At 51.2% G+C, this 19,712-nt stretch carries 12 protein-coding genes; 10 read left to right on the plus strand and 2 right to left on the minus strand.

Annotated elements, in window-relative coordinates; genetic code table 11:
- Positions 1 to 4 precede the first annotated feature (4 nt).
- Positions 5 to 1,057 carry a sensor histidine kinase gene (locus HGH92_RS19090; RefSeq protein ID WP_168872351.1) on the minus strand — a complete coding sequence of 351 codons (1,053 nt, stop codon included), beginning with the start codon at positions 1,055 to 1,057 and terminating at the stop codon, positions 5 to 7.
- 74 nt (positions 1,058 to 1,131) lie between these two features.
- Positions 1,132 to 2,331, minus strand: a complete 1,200-nt coding sequence (locus tag HGH92_RS19095; protein WP_168872352.1) for a glycosyltransferase family 87 protein — start codon at positions 2,329 to 2,331, stop codon at positions 1,132 to 1,134.
- 212 nt (positions 2,332 to 2,543) lie between these two features.
- On the opposite strand from HGH92_RS19095, the gene HGH92_RS19100 reads away from it, so the two are divergent.
- The 10 genes from HGH92_RS19100 to HGH92_RS19145 all read left to right on the plus strand — a co-directional run bounded on the left by HGH92_RS19100 (position 2,544) and on the right by HGH92_RS19145 (position 19,505).
- Positions 2,544 to 3,113, plus strand: coding sequence for an RNA polymerase sigma factor (locus HGH92_RS19100; RefSeq protein WP_168872353.1), 570 nt, complete (start codon positions 2,544 to 2,546; stop codon positions 3,111 to 3,113).
- A gap of 109 nt (positions 3,114 to 3,222) precedes the next feature.
- A complete protein-coding gene (locus tag HGH92_RS19105; protein WP_168872354.1) occupies positions 3,223 to 4,188 on the plus strand; it encodes a FecR family protein in 966 nt (321 codons plus the stop codon).
- Positions 4,189 to 4,273: 85 nt separating this feature from the next.
- Complete coding sequence (locus HGH92_RS19110; protein WP_211092673.1) at positions 4,274 to 7,753, plus strand: TonB-dependent receptor domain-containing protein; 3,480 nt, start codon at positions 4,274 to 4,276, stop codon at positions 7,751 to 7,753.
- A 31-nt stretch (positions 7,754 to 7,784) separates the two neighbouring features.
- On the plus strand, positions 7,785 to 9,488 hold the full coding sequence (locus HGH92_RS19115) for a DUF4397 domain-containing protein (protein ID WP_168872355.1): 1,704 nt from the start codon (positions 7,785 to 7,787) through the stop codon (positions 9,486 to 9,488).
- Between the two features lies 1 nt (position 9,489).
- Positions 9,490 to 10,662, plus strand: coding sequence for a hypothetical protein (locus tag HGH92_RS19120; protein WP_168872356.1), 1,173 nt, complete (start codon positions 9,490 to 9,492; stop codon positions 10,660 to 10,662).
- Between the two features lie 22 nt (positions 10,663 to 10,684).
- On the plus strand, positions 10,685 to 11,767 hold the full coding sequence (locus HGH92_RS19125) for a fasciclin domain-containing protein (RefSeq protein WP_168872357.1): 1,083 nt from the start codon (positions 10,685 to 10,687) through the stop codon (positions 11,765 to 11,767).
- 27 nt (positions 11,768 to 11,794) lie between these two features.
- On the plus strand, positions 11,795 to 13,018 hold the full coding sequence (locus HGH92_RS19130; protein ID WP_168872358.1) for a fasciclin domain-containing protein: 1,224 nt from the start codon (positions 11,795 to 11,797) through the stop codon (positions 13,016 to 13,018).
- Positions 13,019 to 13,045: 27 nt separating this feature from the next.
- Positions 13,046 to 14,023, plus strand: coding sequence for a fasciclin domain-containing protein (locus HGH92_RS19135; RefSeq protein WP_168872359.1), 978 nt, complete (start codon positions 13,046 to 13,048; stop codon positions 14,021 to 14,023).
- A 17-nt stretch (positions 14,024 to 14,040) separates the two neighbouring features.
- Positions 14,041 to 17,313 carry a TonB-dependent receptor gene (locus tag HGH92_RS19140; RefSeq protein WP_168872360.1) on the plus strand — a complete coding sequence of 1,091 codons (3,273 nt, stop codon included), beginning with the start codon at positions 14,041 to 14,043 and terminating at the stop codon, positions 17,311 to 17,313.
- A gap of 11 nt (positions 17,314 to 17,324) precedes the next feature.
- On the plus strand, positions 17,325 to 19,505 hold the full coding sequence (locus HGH92_RS19145; RefSeq protein ID WP_168872361.1) for an IPT/TIG domain-containing protein: 2,181 nt from the start codon (positions 17,325 to 17,327) through the stop codon (positions 19,503 to 19,505).
- The last annotated feature ends 207 nt before the right edge of the window (positions 19,506 to 19,712 follow it).

Consider the following 19,712-nt stretch of genomic DNA (forward strand, 5'->3'; position numbering starts at 1 on the left):
TTTATTATAGCTTCACAAAGGGGATGGAAATAACAGACAATACCTGTTGTTCCGGCAACGCTGTTATGTGAAAAGAGGCACGCCCCTGAAACTGCAGCTGCAGCCGCTCGCGCAGGTTACGGATGCCCAGCCCGGCGGCAACGGTCGATTGTAATACCCCCGGATTTTGTACCGACAAACAGATCTGATCGCCGTTCCTCGCGACGCTGATAGTGACGCAACCGCCTGCTATACTATGTGCGATACCGTGTTTAATAGCGTTTTCCACCAGCGTCTGAATACTGAGCGGTGGCACGGCAATGCCTGTCAGTGCAGGGTCTGTGCGGATATCTGCCTGTAACCGGTCTTCGAAACGCAGTTTCTCCAGTTCCAGGTAATCGCCGACCAGTTGCAGTTCTTCCTCCAGCGTCACCAGTTGATCGGACCGTTTGTACAACGCATTGCGCAGCAGATCGGAGAGCAGGTCAATGGCCCTGCGTGCCAGCGTTGGATCTTCCAGCACCAGTGATTTGATATTGTTTAACGAATTAAAAAAGAAATGCGGATTGAGTTGAGCTGTGAGATTATCAAGCTGCATTTCTTTTGCCAGCAGCTGTAACCGGGCGTTTTCACGCGCGGCCGCATTTTGTTGCCGGGCATAATGATACAGGTGCCATGCGAGCACCCAGATAGCCATGGTACGGATGCCTGTCATCAGTGGTACCTGGCTGTAGGTTTGCAGGTACCGGAAAAATGTTTGTTCATGAGGGCCCCACCAGTAGAAACGCAGCGTCACCGCGAGGGCGAAGCAGAGCGCCAGTACTACGATGGCAGGAATAATGCGCAGCATCAATGGTTTGGGGCGCAACAGATGCCAGCCGTGTTGCAGCGCAAACCGGCGGTAGCTATGCGTCAGCAACAGGTTGACGCCGATGTCTGCTACGAAATTGAGCGCTGCAAAGGAGTAGCTGAAAGTCGGGCTGCGCAGAAAAGCGTCCACCTCCCAGTAAAGGGCGGCGATCGTCCAGCCGGCCAGCTGGCACTGCCAGTAAGGTGATAAAGGCGTCAGCTTTTTCATACCGGACAAAGTAAGCCGTTCCGCCGGACATAAAAAAGGAAAGTACAGGAGCGCCGTAAAACGGGGATAAGCGCCTATACGGCCAGCCGTTGCCGCGAAGTATCATCTGGTTGGGTGAAACACAGGTAATACTGAAAATACAGCAGCACCAGCAGGCAGGGCAGCGCTTTCAGCTGATAGTTCACGGCTACCTTGTTGATAAAGGAAGGCACGAGGTCAGTAGGACAGAGGGAGGTGACGAACACCAGCAGTCCCAGCAGGATGACAGACAGCGGCCGTTCGGGCAGCATCATCAGTCCGGCCACCGCGCCGGTCACCGCCATGATATAGGTAGGTGATTCGGTACTTTGATTAAACAGTACCACCCAGAGCAGGAGGTAGCCTGCAATGATCCAGTGATAGTGCAACGGCCTGTTTTTCCAGGCAAAATAAAGTGCGGACACGAGGCCTGAAAAAGCCAGTGCGGTAACGGTCTTCCCGATGATGCCTCCGGATTGTTGTGGCAGATGCAGCATCGCGTAGATCATTCCGCGTACGGAACCGTCTTCCAGAATAACAGGGCTCGTGATCAGCTTAAACCAATCATGATAAGCCTGTAACAGCTCCGCCGGCGACATCACCACCAGCGGCAGCACGGTGCCGATGATGCCAAACAATGCACAGTAACTGAGGTAGGTGAGCTTCCTGTCGTAGAAAAGAAATACCAGGCCGGTAATGGCGCCATATCCTTTGATGAAAAAACAAATACAAGTGAACAGCGCGGCCAGCATAGGTTTGCTACGGTCCAGGTTAATCACGGTGAGCAACATCAGCGCTGCCATGATGGGGTTCGTCTGCGAGGACTGGATGGCGTTCAACAGCTCCAGCAACAACAGCCAGCTGATGATATAGCGCTTGTTGGCAGCTACCGGCAACTGACGCAGGGCGTACAGAAAAAGACCGGCGCTGCCCATCAGCCAGACAAAAAGCCCCAGCGTGACCGGTAAAATGGCCAGTGGCGCAAAAAGTATAGGGAAAGTAGGGTGGTATAAAAAATAGTCGAAATAGGTATCGGGATAAAGTTGATATAATGGCATATGATGCAGCATATGGTCCCACGAGCTGCGGAAAATAATAAAGTTATTATATCGCTGTGTCGCCAGTGACTGGATAAACAATACCAGCGTACCGATGAAATACAGTACAGTCACTGTCAGCGGACGTTGAAACCATGATGGCAGCCGGTTGGCGACGGACAGTGAAAATACAGGCGTAGGTAAATGTTGCTTTGGCACAATAAATCAATTAACTCTCTGTATCATAAACGCAGGTATTGATTATTCCCTCCATTAACGGACTGAAAAATTATCACATTGTTTTTAATTGTATTTAAAAACGACGGAGTTACAGTGTCGCTTGATAAAAATAATTGATAACATTAAATTAAAATAACGCCGAAAACGGATTGCTTTACTTTGCAGGGCAATGTCAAAAAAAGCAGTTGCTCATGCAAACCCGTGAAGATTTCGAGTTGCTCCAACAGATCAAGGATGGCGATAAAAAGGCTTTTGAAACCTGTTTCAACAAGCACTGGCAGCTATTGTACGCATTAGCGGAACGCATACTCAAATCAGAAGACGACGCCAAAGACGTGGTGCAAATGGTGTACATCTCCCTGTGGGGAAGAAGGGAACAACTGGAGATCACCGGTTCCCTGCAACATTACCTGTTACAGGCCGTGCGGTACCAGTCACTGAAACGGCTAAAGGAAATACTCGACAAACCCGAACACCTGGACCGGGTACACGAACATTACCTGCCAGTGCTCAACAGCATCTGGCATAAACTTCATGAATCCGACCTTTTTAATGAGATATCCTCCCAGTTGGAAACACTACCACCCCGCACCCGGGAAATGTTTCTGCTGAGCCGTCGCCAGCAGCTGTCCATCGCTGAAATAGCTGAACGGATGGGCGTATCCGAAAAAACCGTCCGTAACCAGTTGCACATCGCGCTGAAGACACTCCGCCACCACATTGCTGTTGCCCTTATTTTGGCCGACCTTTTTGTTTGTTAATAATTCCTTAACCTGACCGCACGGGACAATGTCCTCTTTTCCGGGAACATATAGATAGAGAAGTTCAGTTTTTTACCCGAAGGCATGGAACGCCTGATATACGGTCATTATGAATGTAGCACAACTAAAACGGATCATCAACAGGTACCTGGCAGGAAATGCCTCGGGTAAGGAAACTGCGCTGATAGAAACATGGTACGGATCAGCGCTGGACGAAGCCCGGCAAACAGCCGCCTCTCCGCAAAGCGAGGCTTACCGGCAGGAGGTGCTGGAGCGCCTGCGCCTTGAAATGAACGAAAGACCAACAGGAAAGGTTATACGTTTTTCAAAAATGCGCAGCATCGCGGCGGCCTGCATCGTGCTGCTGGGCGGCGCTTCCCTCGCCTGGAAATACCAGTACGATATCCTCGACGCTATAGATCCCGTGCCGCTGGAAACAGTTACCGCACATGCTTTCCAGGTAAAGCAGGTCGTACTGCCGGATAGCTCCGTCGTGGTACTCAATGCCGGCAGCGAAATCAGCTATCCCCGCCATTTCCGTGGAAAAAAGCGCCAGGTGCGGCTCAACGGGGAAGCGTTCTTTACTGTCACACACAACCCTTCCGCAGCGTTCACTATTATCGCCCCGCACCTGCAGGTACAGGTACTGGGCACCTCCTTTGTGATGACCGACAGCAGCCACGTACAGGCGGCGAGGGTAAGCGTAAAAACAGGCCGCGTGGCCGTTTCTGCCGAAACGAAGGGTTTCCCCGTCACACAGCTGACGGCCAACCAGGAACTGTTCTATGATGAAGCCGGCGGCGTCGTGAACATCAACCGTCATCATGAAGCAGACCTCGGGTGGACGACCAAGCAGCTCGTTTTTAATAATGCGTCCCTATCGGAAGTCTTCCGCGAAATCGAAAACCTGTTCAAAGTAAAAATACAGGTCAGCGATACCAGCATCCGTCAGCTGAAATTTACCGGCGCCTTCGATGCCGGCGATCCTTTGCCGGACATGCTGAAAGTGATCGCCTTGTCTTACCGGCTGACCATTCAGAAACATAAAGACGGAACAATAAACATCAGCAACTAACAGCTAAAACTAAAACACTCACCTGTTTACACCACCGCGCCAGCGGTGGTAACGGGGGATCTTTTTCAAAAAACAATCAAAACGAATGAAGGAAAAAATTTTACCGGGATTAAAACAGACAGGGTGGAGATGGGTGTGCAGCCTTGCGCTGGTGTTGAGTTTCCTGACAACAGCGGCCGCCCAGGACAACGCGCTGGCTAAAAAGATCAGTGTCAGCTTTAAAAACGAAGGACTGGTCCGCTGCCTCGAAATGGTGCAGCAACGCGGCGGCGTCACTTTCTTTTACAACCCGGCCGAAGTGAATGCCACCGGCAAAAAATACAACATCGGCTTCGACAACAAAAGCGTACAGGAAGTGGTGGTGTACCTGCTGCAGGGCACCGGCCTGGAGTTTGAAATGGCCGACAATAAAAAGATCGTCATCCGCAAAGCGCAGCCCAAAACGGAAACGCCCCGCAAATGGCGCACTGTAAGCGGTGTCGTTAGAGATGCTAAAAAGAACATGCCTATCGGAGGTGCAGAGATACTGGTACAGAGCAACGGTAATCATCTCACCGCCGATGCCGGCGGCCGCTTCACCGTAGAAGTAAAAGACACCGTGGACGTACTGGTGGTCTACTTCGTGGGCTATGCCACCAGAATGGTGAAAGTAGGCGCCAGCAAAGCGCTGGACATCCATATCCAGCCCGACAGCAAAACACTCGGCGGCGTAACGGTGGAAGCCCGTCGCCGTACCAATACGGAAGCGTCGCTGCTTAACGACCGTAAAAACGCGGCCGTGATATCCGACGGTATCTCCGCACAGAACATCGAAAGAACCGCCAGTATCACCACCACGCAGGCTTTGCAGCGTGTGTCCGGCGTAACGATCACCGATGAGAAATACGTGGCCATCCGCGGCCTCGGCGACCGCAGCGTGATAGGACAACTCAACGGCGTACGCCTCGCATCTTCCGATCCGGACCGCAGCGCTATCCCCCTCGACCTGGTGCCTTCCAGCCTGCTGGACAATATCACCGTTTATAAAAGCAGCACGCCCGATAAACCGGCAGATGCTTCCGCCGGTATCGTAGAGCTGAAAACAAAATCCATCCCCGACCGTGAAACGTTCAATATCACCATCCAGAGCGGCTTCAATACACAGGTAGGCCTCGGTGGAAAAATGAACAGTTTCTATAACAGTGAAAGTGGTTTCCTCGGCGGAAAAATCAAAAGCAAAGGCCTTAGCGACGAATTCCAGGCACTCGCCAAACAATACCCCAACGGCCTGCGCGAGATACAGGACAAAATCGCCTTCAGCCGCAACGATCCCGCCATGCAGGCCGAGGCTGCCCGCATTAACCGCATCATGCATCAGTTTGATCCCGTGCTGACCACACAATACAAATCGGCACCGCTCAACCAGCAGTATGCACTCACCTACGGTAACAACTTCAAAGTATTTAAAAAACACCAGGTAGGTATCATTGCCGGCGCCAACTATTACAGCCGCGTAACAGATACCCACGGTGGAGAACTCAACCAGTGGAGCATCTACCAGGGGGTGCTCACCGGCAGCAACGATGTGTACAGTCCGCGGATCATCCCGAACTATATCACCCCTAATAATATTCACCTGGGAAAGTATCTCACGTATAAAGAGAATACCGGTGTTCAAACCCTTAACTATGGATTTCTGGGCGGACTGGCATACCGCTTTAACCCGCAGCACGAAATCAGCATGCAGTACCTGGGCAGCCGTGGCGCGGAAACCAAAGCCACCAACCTCTATGGCGCATATGAGTATACCGGCTTGCCAGGCACCGTCTCTAATATCATCTACTCTCTCAAACAGAGCTACCGTACCCTTAATACTTTTAACCTGCAGGGTGAACACAAGTTCCTGAAAGGGGAATACAGCCCGCGATTGAGTTATAACCTGGCTACTTCCTCTTCCAGTCAGGATGATCCGGATTACCGTTTTGTGAACCTGGCGGACTACAAACCCGTTGGTGGCGGTGCTTATCAGAAGCCTACCCAGATGCCGGGCGGCACTTATGACTGGGCGTATACCCCGGACTTGTACTCCCTGGTGTCCGGCTATGTAAATGGCTATGGTCCTTACGGCATTATCCAGGCCGATCCTAACGGCCGCCGTTTCCGTAAGCTGCATGAAACAAACTATAACTATAAAGCTGATCTGACCATCCCTTTTAAAGTGGCGGGGCTAAGGCAGGAATTTAAAACAGGTGCCAACTATCTGCACCGCAAGCGCGAATTCACAGAGAACGTATTGTTCCTGCCTGGCTCCAATTACTCCGCCAACAAGGCTTTGCCGTTGTATGAAGTAAATGGTGACCTGAACCGCCTCGTAGGTTATGACCGTATCGGTGTGCGTCCGCCGTCTGCTTACAATCCCGAAGGCCAGCCTGTTGTCGGTGGTTTCCTGTATAATATCCAGAAATCCCCCAACAACTATAAAGGGTTTTATGAAACACGCGCTTTCTATGGCATGCTCGACCTGCACCTGACGGACAACCTGCGGCTCACGGGCGGCGTACGTTTCGAGCTGACAGACATCCAGGCCGCGGTAGACACTTCCGGCGTATTCCTCGATCCCTCCATTAGTACGCCCGACAAAGACGGCAACAAAGTGAACCTGGTATATACCGAACCCAACTCCATCTACAAAACAGATTACAAGCCTTACTATTCTGCTAACCTGACTTATACACTGAACAAGAAAATGAATTTCCGCCTGGGCTACAGCAATTCCCTGGCGCGTCCGGAACTACGGGAACTGACCAACGTTTTTGACTTCGATCCGTTCCAGTTTGCGTTGGTAGTAGGCAACCCGAAACTGAAAAACCAGCTGACCACCAATTACGATTTCCGTTGGGAATGGTTCCCTTCCGCCGGAGAGGTGTTGTCTGCTTCTGTTTTTTATAAAGAGATCGATAACCAGCTGACGAAAGTATATAAACAACAGACTTCCGGTCTGGATGCACGTTTCCCGGAATTCCCCGCTATTGAGTTCCAGAACGATCCTAACAAAGGACGCGTATACGGGATAGAGCTGGAAGCCGTAAAGAATCTGGGCACCCTGGTGCCGGCGCTCAACCACTTTAACCTGGGCGCCAACCTATTGCTCGCGCAAAGCGAAATCAAAAAGACAGCAGAAAGAATGCAGGCCTCACAGGCGCTGGACCGCCGCGCGCCGTCCAACAGCCCGTTGTTTGAACAGGCCCCTTATTCCATTAACGTGTTCCTCAACTATTTCAACAGCAAGTCAGGTACCGATGTGACTACGACGTTCAACATGGTGGGAGAGCGGTTGATACAGGTGAACCTCGATGGTACGCCTGACCTGTACACCAGGCCCAATCCTGTCCTGGACTTCGTGCTGAGCCAGCGTATCTACAAACGCCTGATGTTTAAAGGGTATGCCAAAAACATCCTGGACCGTCCGTTGCAGGAAGTGTATGCCAACCCCAACACCGGTGGCAAATACTACGGAAAAGAGTATATCCGCCGCAGTTACAAACGCGGTACCGAGATCATGCTGGGACTGAGCTACACCCTGTAAATACTAACTGAAACAAGCTAATCTGAATACAATGAAAAGATGCTTACACACGGTGATGTTGTACCTGTTGAGTGCCGGCGTATTGACGTCCTGCACCAAAAAAGAGGACTTTACGTATGACAACCGCGTTAATCCGCAGGCCGATGCAGCTTCCAGCGTTCGTATTGTGAACCTGCGCGGGGCCACGGAGCTGATGGTGAATGGAAAGCAGCTGTCTGCTTTTATGTTGCCCAATTATGAGGGTTACTATGATGAAAACACCACGAAGGGCACGCCTTTTTTCCCGGAAACGGGCCGTATGGGCCTTACCTATACCATCCCGCAACAATTTGTTAGTGCTGATGGAACGGTGAAGGATATACGTTTTGCATCCTTTGTACGTAGTTTCTCGCTGGCGCTGACCAGAGGTTTTGTGGCGAAGGATGATTTTAACCATCCGGTGGATTATTACTTCACTTATTTCGCGCCTAATACCGGGCAATTGACGGATTCATTGTTTGCTATTCCACGCTCAGTATCACCGCCGGCGAACCCGGAGCACTGTAAAGTGCGGCTGTTGAACCTCAGCTCTTCCAGCGCAGCCTTCGGCGGCAATATGCGCGTAGTGTGGGCTGATGGCACAACAGTAGCCGGACTGGATAATATTGGAGTGGGACAGTATTCCGAATATGTGGAACTGCCTTACGGCACTTATCAGTTGAAGGTAATGGCCATGGACGGTCAAATGGTGCCGGGCGTAGGAGGCAGCACGCAGGAGTTCAACGTGATCAACCCACCGACGGGCACCATCATGTTACCTGGCGTAAAAGCCAAGCCCCGTGTAAACGGTTTTGTGGACAGCAAGCTCACCTTCGCACCGTTAAAGACTTATCAGCCAGGGGGTGTGTATACCATTGTGGTAGCCGATCAGCCCAGTTTCCGTTATCCTACCGGTAGTGACAATGGCGAAACTTATCCCGGCAAAAACAATGCTTTCCGCATCATCGCTGATGCAGAGCCGCAAAACAATACCTATGCCCGGTTACAGGCTGTCAATGTGCTGCCTGGCAAATCTGTCAGCGTATCGGTGGATGGAAATATGTTGGGCAATGCCCTCTCTTTTTCAGCAGCTTCCGCTTTTAAACCATATATAACGGGCATGCACGTGGTAAAAGTGACCGACGCCGCCGGCACGGCACTGACCGACAGTACGGTGTCGCTGATACCGGGTGATAATAATACGATATGGGTATATGAAAAAAACGGTAAAGCGGCGATCAGCATAGTGGCCAATAACCTGAGCAACACCTTTTATTCCGGCGCCACGGAAGATGGCAGCTACAGCACTACTAAAATCGAATTCCCCAGCTGGATACGCTTTATGAATTTCTGTCCTGATCTGCCGGAAGCCACTTTCACAACAGATGACGGGCAGGTGCTGGGTACTACGCTTGCCGGTCAGCGCCTGCAACTGGGTGTCCCGGTGGTGAAGAACCCTTACGTGATGCTGGATGCCAATTTTTATCAAAGCGTGCTGGCCTATGCGTCTGCGGAAAATGTGATACCGGGCAACTGGCTGCGGGAGGTTACACCACTGCGGAGCCGTGATTTTATCGCCCGCCCGGAACTGTATCCTGCCGGACGTTCGCCTATCAGCGAAACCGGTGTATATACCGTGGCACTGGTCGGCAACCTCAATACCAGCAAGCCGGGAAGCGAAAAGGCCCGGATGATCATCATCAAACATAATCAGTAACATGAATAACAGAATTATCCTTTTGCTTTTACTGTGGATAGCTGTGGGTGCGGCCTGCCGGAAAACGGAATACACCACCATTGCCGAGCCGGCCTACCTGCGGATATTCAATAACCTGGACTATAATATCACTGTTGACAACAAGGAAGCGCCGCAACCGTTCCTCACGTTCCTGCTGGACCCTGAGCTGGATGCAGGTGGCATTCCCGTTGCCGCCAAAGCTACCGGTGATTTCCTCGATAAACGCGCCGCATGGGCAAGGCCTTATCCGGATGCGGTCAACACCACGCTGTTTCAGACAGAGTATCCCGGCAGTGCCAAAGTATTGGCCGGCCCGGTGCTGAATGGCTACGACCTGTCCAGCTGGGCACAGGTGCCCGCAGGCAAACACCGCGTGATGTTCATCAGCCGTCCCATCAGCGAGGTGCCCTTCTTTCAGCTGCCGAAAGACCTGCGCAGCCAGGTCATCATTGATACCACCATTGACTTCGGCAGCAGGGAAGTATATACCATGCACGTACTGGAAAAAGATGTAGATACTAAAACACCGGGTATCTATGTACGAAAGGAGACATTTATCAACCAGCCTTTTTCTGATTCGATGGTATATGTCAATTTCTATAACCTCAGTTCTTCAGGATTTTTTGAACGCGGAAAATTGCGAAACAATTCCGAAGTCTTTAACCTGAAGATACGGGACACCATGAATGTGTATTATTCACTGGGCAAGGTCAATGAGCAGAACCGTCCCTTGCCTGTTGCTGGTCATATAGGTGTACTGATGGACAAGGTAGTGCGCTCCCATGACCCGGCCGTACATCCGTATTACAGCTTTCCGCTGTTCCCGGACACCACTGCCAATAAGATATACGACGGAAGGATGGCGCAGACTTTTACCTTTCTGTCACCTGCCTATACCTACGAGAACAATCCTTTTATACAATATATGGGCGAATCCAACGGGCGCTTCTCCGAGCTGCGGATAGGGCCTGCCGGTATGCCCGGTGATGTCGCCTATCGCACGGTGGCGGATTTCCTCACCGGTATGGTGGTGACCATCCGTTCCGGCAAGTATTTAAACCGGTCTTTCGCCACTGTCAATACTATCGAATATGTCAATGGTAAATTTTATTTGATGACCATCCAGCGTAAGTATGAACCACCTGTGTACTAAACAGGCCTTAAAAAAGATGATTATGCGATATTATACTTTGTCCTGTTTGTTTTTCTTTTTCCTGTTGATGATGACAGGATGTAAGAAAGATGATCTGACACCTCCGAGGGACACTGCTCCTGCCCGTGCTATGGGGGAGTTTATTCACAATAACTATGACCTCAGCCTGTTTGCTGCAGCCCTGCAAAAAGCGGGTCTGCTGGACAGCCTGAACCAGCCCGGTCCTTTCACCTGCTTCGTTCCGGACAACAAAGCTTTTAATGATATAGGCATTACCAGTCCGGCTGATTTTGATGCCATGGACCCGGAAAGCCTGCGTACAATGGTGAAGTACCATGTGTTCAAAGACCGTAAGTATATCTCCGAATTCCCGTTGCAGATGGGCAATAAATATATGACCCTGGCGGGCGCAGAGATGTTTGTGTCGTCGTCCGGCAATCCCGGTGCGACTTATACGCCGCCTGACAAAAGAAATGTTTTCGTGAACGGCGCCCTGGTGTACCCTGATTCTAAACGCAACGTGGCACTGTCTAACGGTGTGGTGCATGTTATCCGCAAGCCGCTTAATTACAGGCCGGGAACCATCCAGGAATATTTGCAGGCAGACACCAGCCTGTCCATTTTTGTCACCGTGATGAAGCGCTGTAAGCTGTGGGACGGACTGAAAGACAAAGGGCCGTTTACCGTATTTGTGCCGGACAACGACGCCTTTCGCCAATACAACATCACGGCAGACAGTGCGGCGCGCCTGGACCCGGATAAATACGAGGCGGTCGCCTTTAACATATATTCGTTGGCGTTAAAGTCCAAACGTATCTTCTCCACCGACTGGGTGCAGATTTCCGGTACCTATGGTCCTATCTCTTCCATGATCAACGTCGGGAATTTTGCCATCAAGCCTTATTATGAGTACAACTGGTACGATAATTCTGAGAATATCCTGATCAATATGATGGACGTGATACAGCAGAACTTCAGCACCAACGGGCCATCTACGCTGCATTACCGGAAGGGTTTTGCCATCGGGGCCGACCAGCTGACCAGCAATGGGCTGGTGCATCGTATCGATGACCTGTTACTGGACCCCGCCACTTTACGCAAATAGCACAAACCGTTTTAAAGCTGATTGAAAATGAAATTTTTTACCGCTGTTAACATACCAGGCAAGCTGTTGAGATACTGCTTACCTGTACTGCTGGTGCTGACCATCGCATGCCGCAAGCAGGATATTGAACCGGACCCTGTCGGTGAGCCGGTGCCTTACACCGGACCGGTATTGGGTTTGAAAGAGACTTTGGAAAAATCTCCCTATACCTATTTTAAAGCAGCCTGGAAACGGGCGAAGATAGATGCCCGCCTGGACGCAGCGGCCACGATATCGTTCACCATTTTTGCGCCAACAGACAAGGCATTTGAACAGGCAGGATGGACGATGGAAAAAATCAATCAGGCTGCGCCGGAACAGCTGGACAGCCTGTTGTCTTTCCACATCAGCGCTAATCAGATACATCCGGCTTCTCTTGCAGAAGTGATCGGTAATGTTCCGATGGTAACACTGCTGAAAGCCGAACTGCCCGGATTTGAAGGTTATCCTCCTTATCAGTATATGCTGTTTGCCGGTGTATACCATGACAGCCTTTATGTCAACGGACAGCCGGTGAGCAAATGGGGGCAGGCCCTCGAAAGCACCACGGCCACTATTTACCCGACAGATAAGGTATTGCAAAAGCCGGTGCAGGATATGCTGTCTTTCCTGCAGTCTGATGAACGATTCAGTCTTTACCTGGAAGCCTGCCGTATCAACGATAGCCTCTACCTGGATAAAGACCCCTGGAACACCACATTATTGAACATGCCGGTACTTTCCGCCACGGGTTCCTCAGGAGGGCAGTTTACGCTGGTTGTCCCCACTAACGAGGCATTCCACAAAAGCGGTTTTAATACGGCAGAGGATATACGCCAGTATAGTTACAAGTCATTGCCTATTGGCGATCCTGGTTACGATGATAAATTCTACTACGTTTATCCCACTACCGCCATGGATTCGATCCTGCTGCCCAATCGTATGGATTATGCCGGCACTGTTGCCGCTTATAACGGTACGAAGAAAATCTACCCGGTGTATTTCGTCAATGAGCTGATGGTCAACCGCAGTGTCTCTGGTATGATGCTGAGGACAGGGGCCGTGTATAACTATGCGCCTATGATATACCGGCTTGATTTTGCTGCCGGCAATACAGGTTTGGGCGTAAGGCGGCTCGGCACTGCTGCTGCCAGATTGCCACTCGCGGAAACAAATATCTGCCTGTTGAATGGCGTGGTCCATGTTGTTAACGACGGACTGTTCATGCCATAGTCATTCATCTCCCTAAAACAAACAATTATGAAAAGAATTTTCTATACCGGTTTGCTACTGTTGTTAATGACAGCATGCAGCAAGGATGAGAAGACAGCGCCGGACCAGCAGTTGAGCAATCGTATCACCTACGTGATCGCAGACAATATATTTAACTTCTCCAGTTTCAATGCAGTGATCGAGCGTACCGGCTATGGTCCCAAATTAGCTGGTGAAGGGCCGCTTACGGTACTGGTGCCGGACAACAACGCATTTATTAAAGCCGGCTATGCCAATGTCAGCGCTGTATTGCAGGAGCGGTCATCCACGCTGAACCATATGATGGCCTATCATGTGCTCAGCGGCACCTGGGAGCTGAATAAACTGCCTTTCGCTTTTAACCAGGAGCTGACCACCGCCTCCGGTGCTAAAATGTACGCCACCCGCTGGGTAAAAGGTAAAGACACGGTGCTGACCATCAACGGCACACCTGTTATCTCCTATAACCTGCCGGCCAGCAATGGGCTGATACAGGTGATGAGCGAAGTATTGCAACCGCTGGTGAACCAGACATTGTCCGATGCCATTGCCGCAGATACCACGCTTACCTTTCTGAACGTAGCACTGCAGCAGGCCGGCTTGAAAGACCTGGTCGCTTCCAAAAAAGTCTATACTTTCTTTGCGCCCTCCAACAGCGCCTTCCGCAGCAAGGGCTTCCCTACGGCCGACAGCGTGGGACAAACAGATCCCGCTGTGCTGCAACGGATGCTGGGGTATTCCTTTTTTCCGGGCCGCCGTTTTGTCTATGACTATGTGCTCACCACCGATGATACCGATAAAAGTGAACAGGCCATGTATAATGGCAGCAACATCACCGTACAACTGCTGAAGACAGGTGTGAAATATACCGGCATCACCATCCAGGGATCTGGCAACACTTCCCCGGTCAACATCCTTAAAAGCAATGTGCTGGCAGGAAATGGCGTGCTGCATATTATCAGCAACGTGCTGAGTGAAAATCAATAAATCCAACAAAGCTTAACATGAAGCAGGTATTCTACATTATACTCTTACTCCCTTTGCTGCTGATGATGGCGCCGGGAGGATACGCACAGGAAACCAACGGTGCCTGGAGCGGACGTATCACCAACGGTAAGCAGGAGCAACTGCCCGGTGTTACCGTACTGGCGGTGCATCTGCCTTCCGGTACTAAATACGGCACCGTCACCGGCGCAGATGGCCGGTATTATCTGCCCGGTCTTCGTATAGGCGGCCCATATAGTATCACCGTCAGCATGATGGGCATGGAAACACAGTCCCGCGATGGTTTTACGGTCCGTCTCGGTGAACCGCTGCAGCTCAATTTTGTGCTCGCAGACAAAGGCAAACAACTCTCCGAAGTGGAGGTGAAAGCCACCCGTGCAGGCGCCAAAGCCAATACCTTCGGAGCAGGACAACATATCAGCCGGTTGCAGGTGGCCAATATGCCCACTATCTCCCGCAGTATCACGGACATTACTAAACTTGTACCGCAAGGCTCTAAAGACAACTCTTTCGCCGGTACCAATTTCCGTTATAACAATGTTACCATCGACGGCGCCATCAACAATGACGCGATAGGCTTCAGTCCCTCCATGGGCGGCATTACCGGCAGCTCCGGCATGCCCGGCTCCAGCACCCGCACCAACGCAGTGTCTATGGACGCTATCGAAGACATGCAGGTGTACCTCGCACCCTTCGACGTAAAGATCGGCAACTTCACCGGCGGCAGTATCAACGCCGTTACCCGCAGCGGTACCAATAAAGTGACAGGCAGCATTTACGGTTTCGGCCGCAATGCCGCTATCACCGGGAAAGACAAGGCAGGGCATCTCGGTAAAATGGACAAAGATTTTTATGATTACCAGGCAGGTGTGCGCGTTGGTTTTCCAATCATCAAAAACAAACTGTTCTTCTTTACCAATGAAGAAATCACCCATCGCCGGGACCCGGCGCAGCTGCTGGCCGGCAGCCAGGAAACAGCCCACATCCTGAGCACGAAAGATGCGGAAGATATCCGTAACGCCACTATCGCACGTTATGGCAAAGACGTAGATCCCGGTACTGCCGGCGCTTACAACGCCTGGTCAAAATCCGTGAAGTTCTTCAATCGTCTCGACTGGAACATCAATGATCAGAACCAGCTGTCTGTCCGCAATAATACTATCCGTTCTTCCGCGATGAATATGGACCGCGACCAGCAGGATTTCCGTTTCAGCAGTATGGCCTACGAACAGACCAATAACCAGACATCTACCGTGGCGGAACTGAAATCACGTTTCAATAACCGTCTCTCCAACAGCCTGATCATAGGCTATACTACGGTACACGATAAACGTGACCCATCGTCCAATCCTGCCTTGCCGCAAGTGCAGATCATGGGCCGCGCACCCGGTACTACCATCTACTGGGGCACCGACAGGGAAGCGTCGATTTTCAATATGAAACAACGCACCATCGAGGTGACGGACAACCTTACCCTGCGGAGAGGCAGGCATACCCTGCTCTTCGGTACCCACAATGAATTTTATCATATCGATTATGGCTTTGTGAACAGCTGGAATGGTCGCGTAGACTATCTCAGCATCGATGACTACCTGAACAACGTTCCTTACCGTGTACGCGGCAGCTACAACTTCACCAACAACAGCCGCGATTATATCCTGGCCAACCCGGAGGCGCGTTTCAATGTAAACATGCTCAGCGCCTATGTACAGGACGAAATCCAGGTAACGGAAAAACTGAAGCTGATACCCGGTGTACGTGCTGATTATACCATGTTGCCCAATGCGCCTGCCCTGAGTGAACAAACACGTAATGCCTATACGGATGATTATTTTGGCACCACCTACGCCTATACGCCGTTGAACCGTATCACCAATCACTATCTGAACAAAGTGCAGGTGTCTCCGCGGCTGGGGTTCCGGTATGACTGGCTGGGCAACCAGCAGTTGATACTGCGTGGCGGTACCGGTTTGTTTACCGGCCGTATTCCTTTCGCATGGCTGGCTTACGCTTATTATAACAACGGTATCAACTACGGTTCTTTTGACCAGAAAGCAGATGCGAAAGTTTTTGTGCCCGGTACCGATGCGGTGAAGCCTGGCCAGAACGGCATATCCGACTTCATCGCCGGCAATGGTACGGTCATCAACAATCGCATGGCAGGTAAAACACAGGTGGACGTAATTGATAACAACTTCGTAATGCCGCAGGTATGGCGTACCAGCCTGGCTGTAGACTATACCACCGGGAACGGCTACAAATTCACGGTAGAAGGTATTCTCACTAAAACGTTGAAAGATGTGATGTTCCAACAGATCAACATCAAAGATAATCCGCGTTATTACGGTTACGACAGTACGAAACAGCAGCCTGTTTTCGGTGGTGCTGTAGACCCGCATTTTTCCAACGCCTATCAGTTGAGCAATACCCGTAAAGGATACCGGTACAGCCTTACCGGCAGCGTTAACCGCAACTTTCCTTTTGGATTGTACGCATCGCTGGCATATACCTATGGGCAGTCCAAAGACGTGTCCAACGGTATCCGCAACTCTATGGAGAGCAACTGGCAATTGAACCAGGCGCTCAATCCCAATAATCCTGGACTGGCTTATTCGAACTTTGATATCCGTCACCGCCTGGTGCTGAACCTGCAATATGTACGCCGCTGGAACACCAGCTGGATAAGTACTTTGAGTTTGTTTGCCACTGCGCAGTCGGGCAGCCCGTTCACCTATGGCATTGTGAACAACAGTATTCAGGGACTGCCACAGCAGGTGAGCCTCGTGTATATTCCCGAAGCTGCCGACGCGGTGAAGTTTTTTCAGGACTATACCAATAAAGCAGGGGAGACGGTTACTGCCGCCTCTCAGGCCGCCGCTTTCAACGATTATATTGAGGAAGATAAATACCTGCGTAGCCGTCGTGGTCAATACACAGAGCGCAATGCCGGTCGTACGCCCTGGAACGTTCAGGCAGATCTGCACTTTGCGCAGGAGTTCCATTTCTCGAAAGATCCTAACGGCCGGTTTATCACCTTCTCCGTTGACGTGATGAACTTCACCAACCTGTTGAACAAAAACTGGGGCAGGGCCTATTTTTCTCCCAACACGTTCAACTCTACCGCCAGCGTGGGCCTGACACCGGCTTTCCCGGCGAAACAGAACCCGGGCAACTATCCTGTATACCAGTACGAAAATCCGGGCAAGCCCTACGCGATAGACTTTTTTAACTCCCGTGCGCAGGTGCAGCTCGGGATGAGATATTCATTCTAAAAATGATGACCATGAAATCATTGCTATATTTTTTATGCGGGCTGCTGTTGTTGACGGCCTGTAAAAGAAACCGGGATGAAGGGATGGACATACCGCCTTCCATCACTTCTTTCTGGCCTAACAGCGGAAAGGCCGGTACTATCGTTACCATTAACGGCACCGGTTTTAACCGGAAAGACAACGAAGTGACGTTTAATGGGGCGACAGCGACCGTGCTGGATGTAAACGACACGGTAATGACCGTACTGGCACCGGCCAGTGGCAGCAGTGGTAAACTGTCTGTTAAAACCAATGGCAAAGAGCTGGAAGCGGGTAGCTATACTTATCAGGACCTGAGTGTGCGTGGCGCCAGTCCGCTTAATGGTCCTGCCGGAACCAACGTAGTGATTTTGGGAGAAGGTTTCAGCAGCATCAATGCACCGGCCAAGGTGCTGGTCAACGGAAAGGAGGCCACCATCACGTCCGTGAACGACACCACGCTGATAGCTTCCGTCCCTGTATCTGCCGGCAGCGGCACTATCAAGGTGATGGTGGATGGAAAAGAGGTGAACGGTCCCGCGTTCCTGTTCCAGAATATCAGCAAAATCAAGCCACTGAAAGGTGGTAAGGGCACGCAAGTGACGATCACCGGTGAAGGCTTTAACGCGGTGGCGGCCAACAACGCCATCGCGTTCAATGGAAAAGCCGGTACCGTGATCAGCGCCACCACTACGCAATTGGTGGTGGCCACACCGGATGATGTGGCCACCGGCCCGCTGACGGTTACCATCAACGGGCAAAAAACTGTCGGCCCCGTGTTTACGGTGATCCCTCCTCCGGTACTGGCAACAGTAGCGCCTTTGAGCGGTCCGGCCGGAAAAGATGTGACCATCACCGGAGCTAACTTCAGCAGTGAAATTGATGAAAACAATGTGATGTTCAATGGAATTGCCGGCGTTGTAAAGCAGGCCACTGACAAGGAATTGCTGGTAACTATCCCTGTGGGCGCCGGAACGGGCAATATGAAAGTATGGGTCAACGGGCAGGAAACAGGCGGTCCTCAGTTCAAGGAACAGAACCTTGGCGTAGCAAGCCTTTCGCCCGACAACGGGCTGGCCGGTACAACCGTTACCGTTGCCGGTATAGGCTTCAGCACTAACCCTGCGGACAACATTGTGACGTTTAATGGCGTGCCTGCCACCGTGCTGAGCGCTACTGCCACTACGCTCGAAGTGACAGCACCGGCCACGGTTTCCACTGGTACCGTCAACGTGAAGGTGAACAGCCTGGATGCTATCGGGCCCGTATTCAGACATGCCGGCGTGATGACGTTAGCCGGCGGACCCGGTACAGGTATGTTTGTAGGCACTACCGGATTAACGGGCGACCGGAACGGCAACCTGTATTTCCTGCAGGGGCAGCAGGTGCAGAAACTTTCGCCTGACGGTATCGTGAGCACCTATACAGGAGGCACGGTCAGCGCCCATCAGGACGGCCCGCTGGCCACAGCGCTCTTTCAGAATCCGCGAACTATCACTACGGATATCTATGACAATATTTATGTGTTGGAAGGTATCGGTCAGCGGAATTATGTCCGTAAAATCACGCCAGCCGGTAATGTAACTACTGTGCTGACAATACTCGACAACCTGTCCGGCGCATTGGCGGTGGACAACAATGGGGCTATCTACGTGGGTAAGATGTACCAGGGGGTGTATAAAAGCGAAAGCAATGGCTCACTGACCAAGTTCAGTTCTTTCCCCCATACTGTTCCAGACAAGATGGCGCTGGACGCATTGGGCAACCTGTACTACGCAGGCGGTGACTATAACAACCCATTCATCGTGGTGGCGCCTGCATCAGGAACGAGCAGGTATTTGTGCGGCAGTGTTTTTGAAACCGGGTTTGTCGATGGCAATGGGCCCGTGGCCCGCCTCGGCAGCCCGCTATGTACAGTCCTTGACCCTTCCACCGGCAATATCTTTTTTGTGGATAACATGAACATGTGTATCCGGTATGTTACCCCGTCCGGTACGGTAAAAACAGTAACCGGCGCCGGTGGTACTTTTGACTCCTTCAAAGCAGGATACAAAGACGGTACACTTACAGAAGCCTTATTCAAAAACATGAACGGTATCCATGTGGACAGAAGCGGCAACATTTATGTGCTGGACCAGTACAACAATGCTGTCAGAAAAATATTCGTGAAATAAAGGGGGATTGTTAAGCATAAGCGCCCTGTTGCCTGATGGCAGCAGGGCTTTTTTATTTTTTACACCGTTTACACCTGGTTAACGTTTGGATAAATCCGAAAGATTATTTTTGCTGCGCTTATCCTTCTGTTCAGTGGTGCATTACCTATGTGTTAGGTACCATTGGTTATAAATCAGGTTTTTATTGGCATTTCACTTTTTAAGCAG

It is taken from the genome of Chitinophaga varians, assembly GCF_012641275.1.
Taxonomy (GTDB): domain Bacteria; phylum Bacteroidota; class Bacteroidia; order Chitinophagales; family Chitinophagaceae; genus Chitinophaga; species Chitinophaga varians_A.

Excerpts from the sequence above, each read along its gene's own strand:
- HGH92_RS19105 (WP_168872354.1), top strand. The coding sequence starts at position 3,223 with ATGAATGTAGCACAACTAAAACGGATCATCAACAGGTACCTGGCAGGA.
- HGH92_RS19140 (WP_168872360.1), top strand. The coding sequence starts at position 14,041 with ATGAAGCAGGTATTCTACATTATACTCTTACTCCCTTTGCTGCTGATG.
- HGH92_RS19130 (WP_168872358.1), top strand. The coding sequence starts at position 11,795 with ATGAAATTTTTTACCGCTGTTAACATACCAGGCAAGCTGTTGAGATAC.
- HGH92_RS19125 (WP_168872357.1), top strand. The coding sequence starts at position 10,685 with ATGCGATATTATACTTTGTCCTGTTTGTTTTTCTTTTTCCTGTTGATG.
- HGH92_RS19100 (WP_168872353.1), top strand. The coding sequence starts at position 2,544 with ATGCAAACCCGTGAAGATTTCGAGTTGCTCCAACAGATCAAGGATGGC.
- HGH92_RS19120 (WP_168872356.1), top strand. The coding sequence starts at position 9,490 with ATGAATAACAGAATTATCCTTTTGCTTTTACTGTGGATAGCTGTGGGT.
- HGH92_RS19090 (WP_168872351.1), bottom strand. The coding sequence starts at position 1,057 with ATGAAAAAGCTGACGCCTTTATCACCTTACTGGCAGTGCCAGCTGGCC.
- HGH92_RS19115 (WP_168872355.1), top strand. The coding sequence starts at position 7,785 with ATGAAAAGATGCTTACACACGGTGATGTTGTACCTGTTGAGTGCCGGC.
- HGH92_RS19110 (WP_211092673.1), top strand. The coding sequence starts at position 4,274 with ATGAAGGAAAAAATTTTACCGGGATTAAAACAGACAGGGTGGAGATGG.
- HGH92_RS19145 (WP_168872361.1), top strand. The coding sequence starts at position 17,325 with ATGAAATCATTGCTATATTTTTTATGCGGGCTGCTGTTGTTGACGGCC.
- HGH92_RS19135 (WP_168872359.1), top strand. The coding sequence starts at position 13,046 with ATGAAAAGAATTTTCTATACCGGTTTGCTACTGTTGTTAATGACAGCA.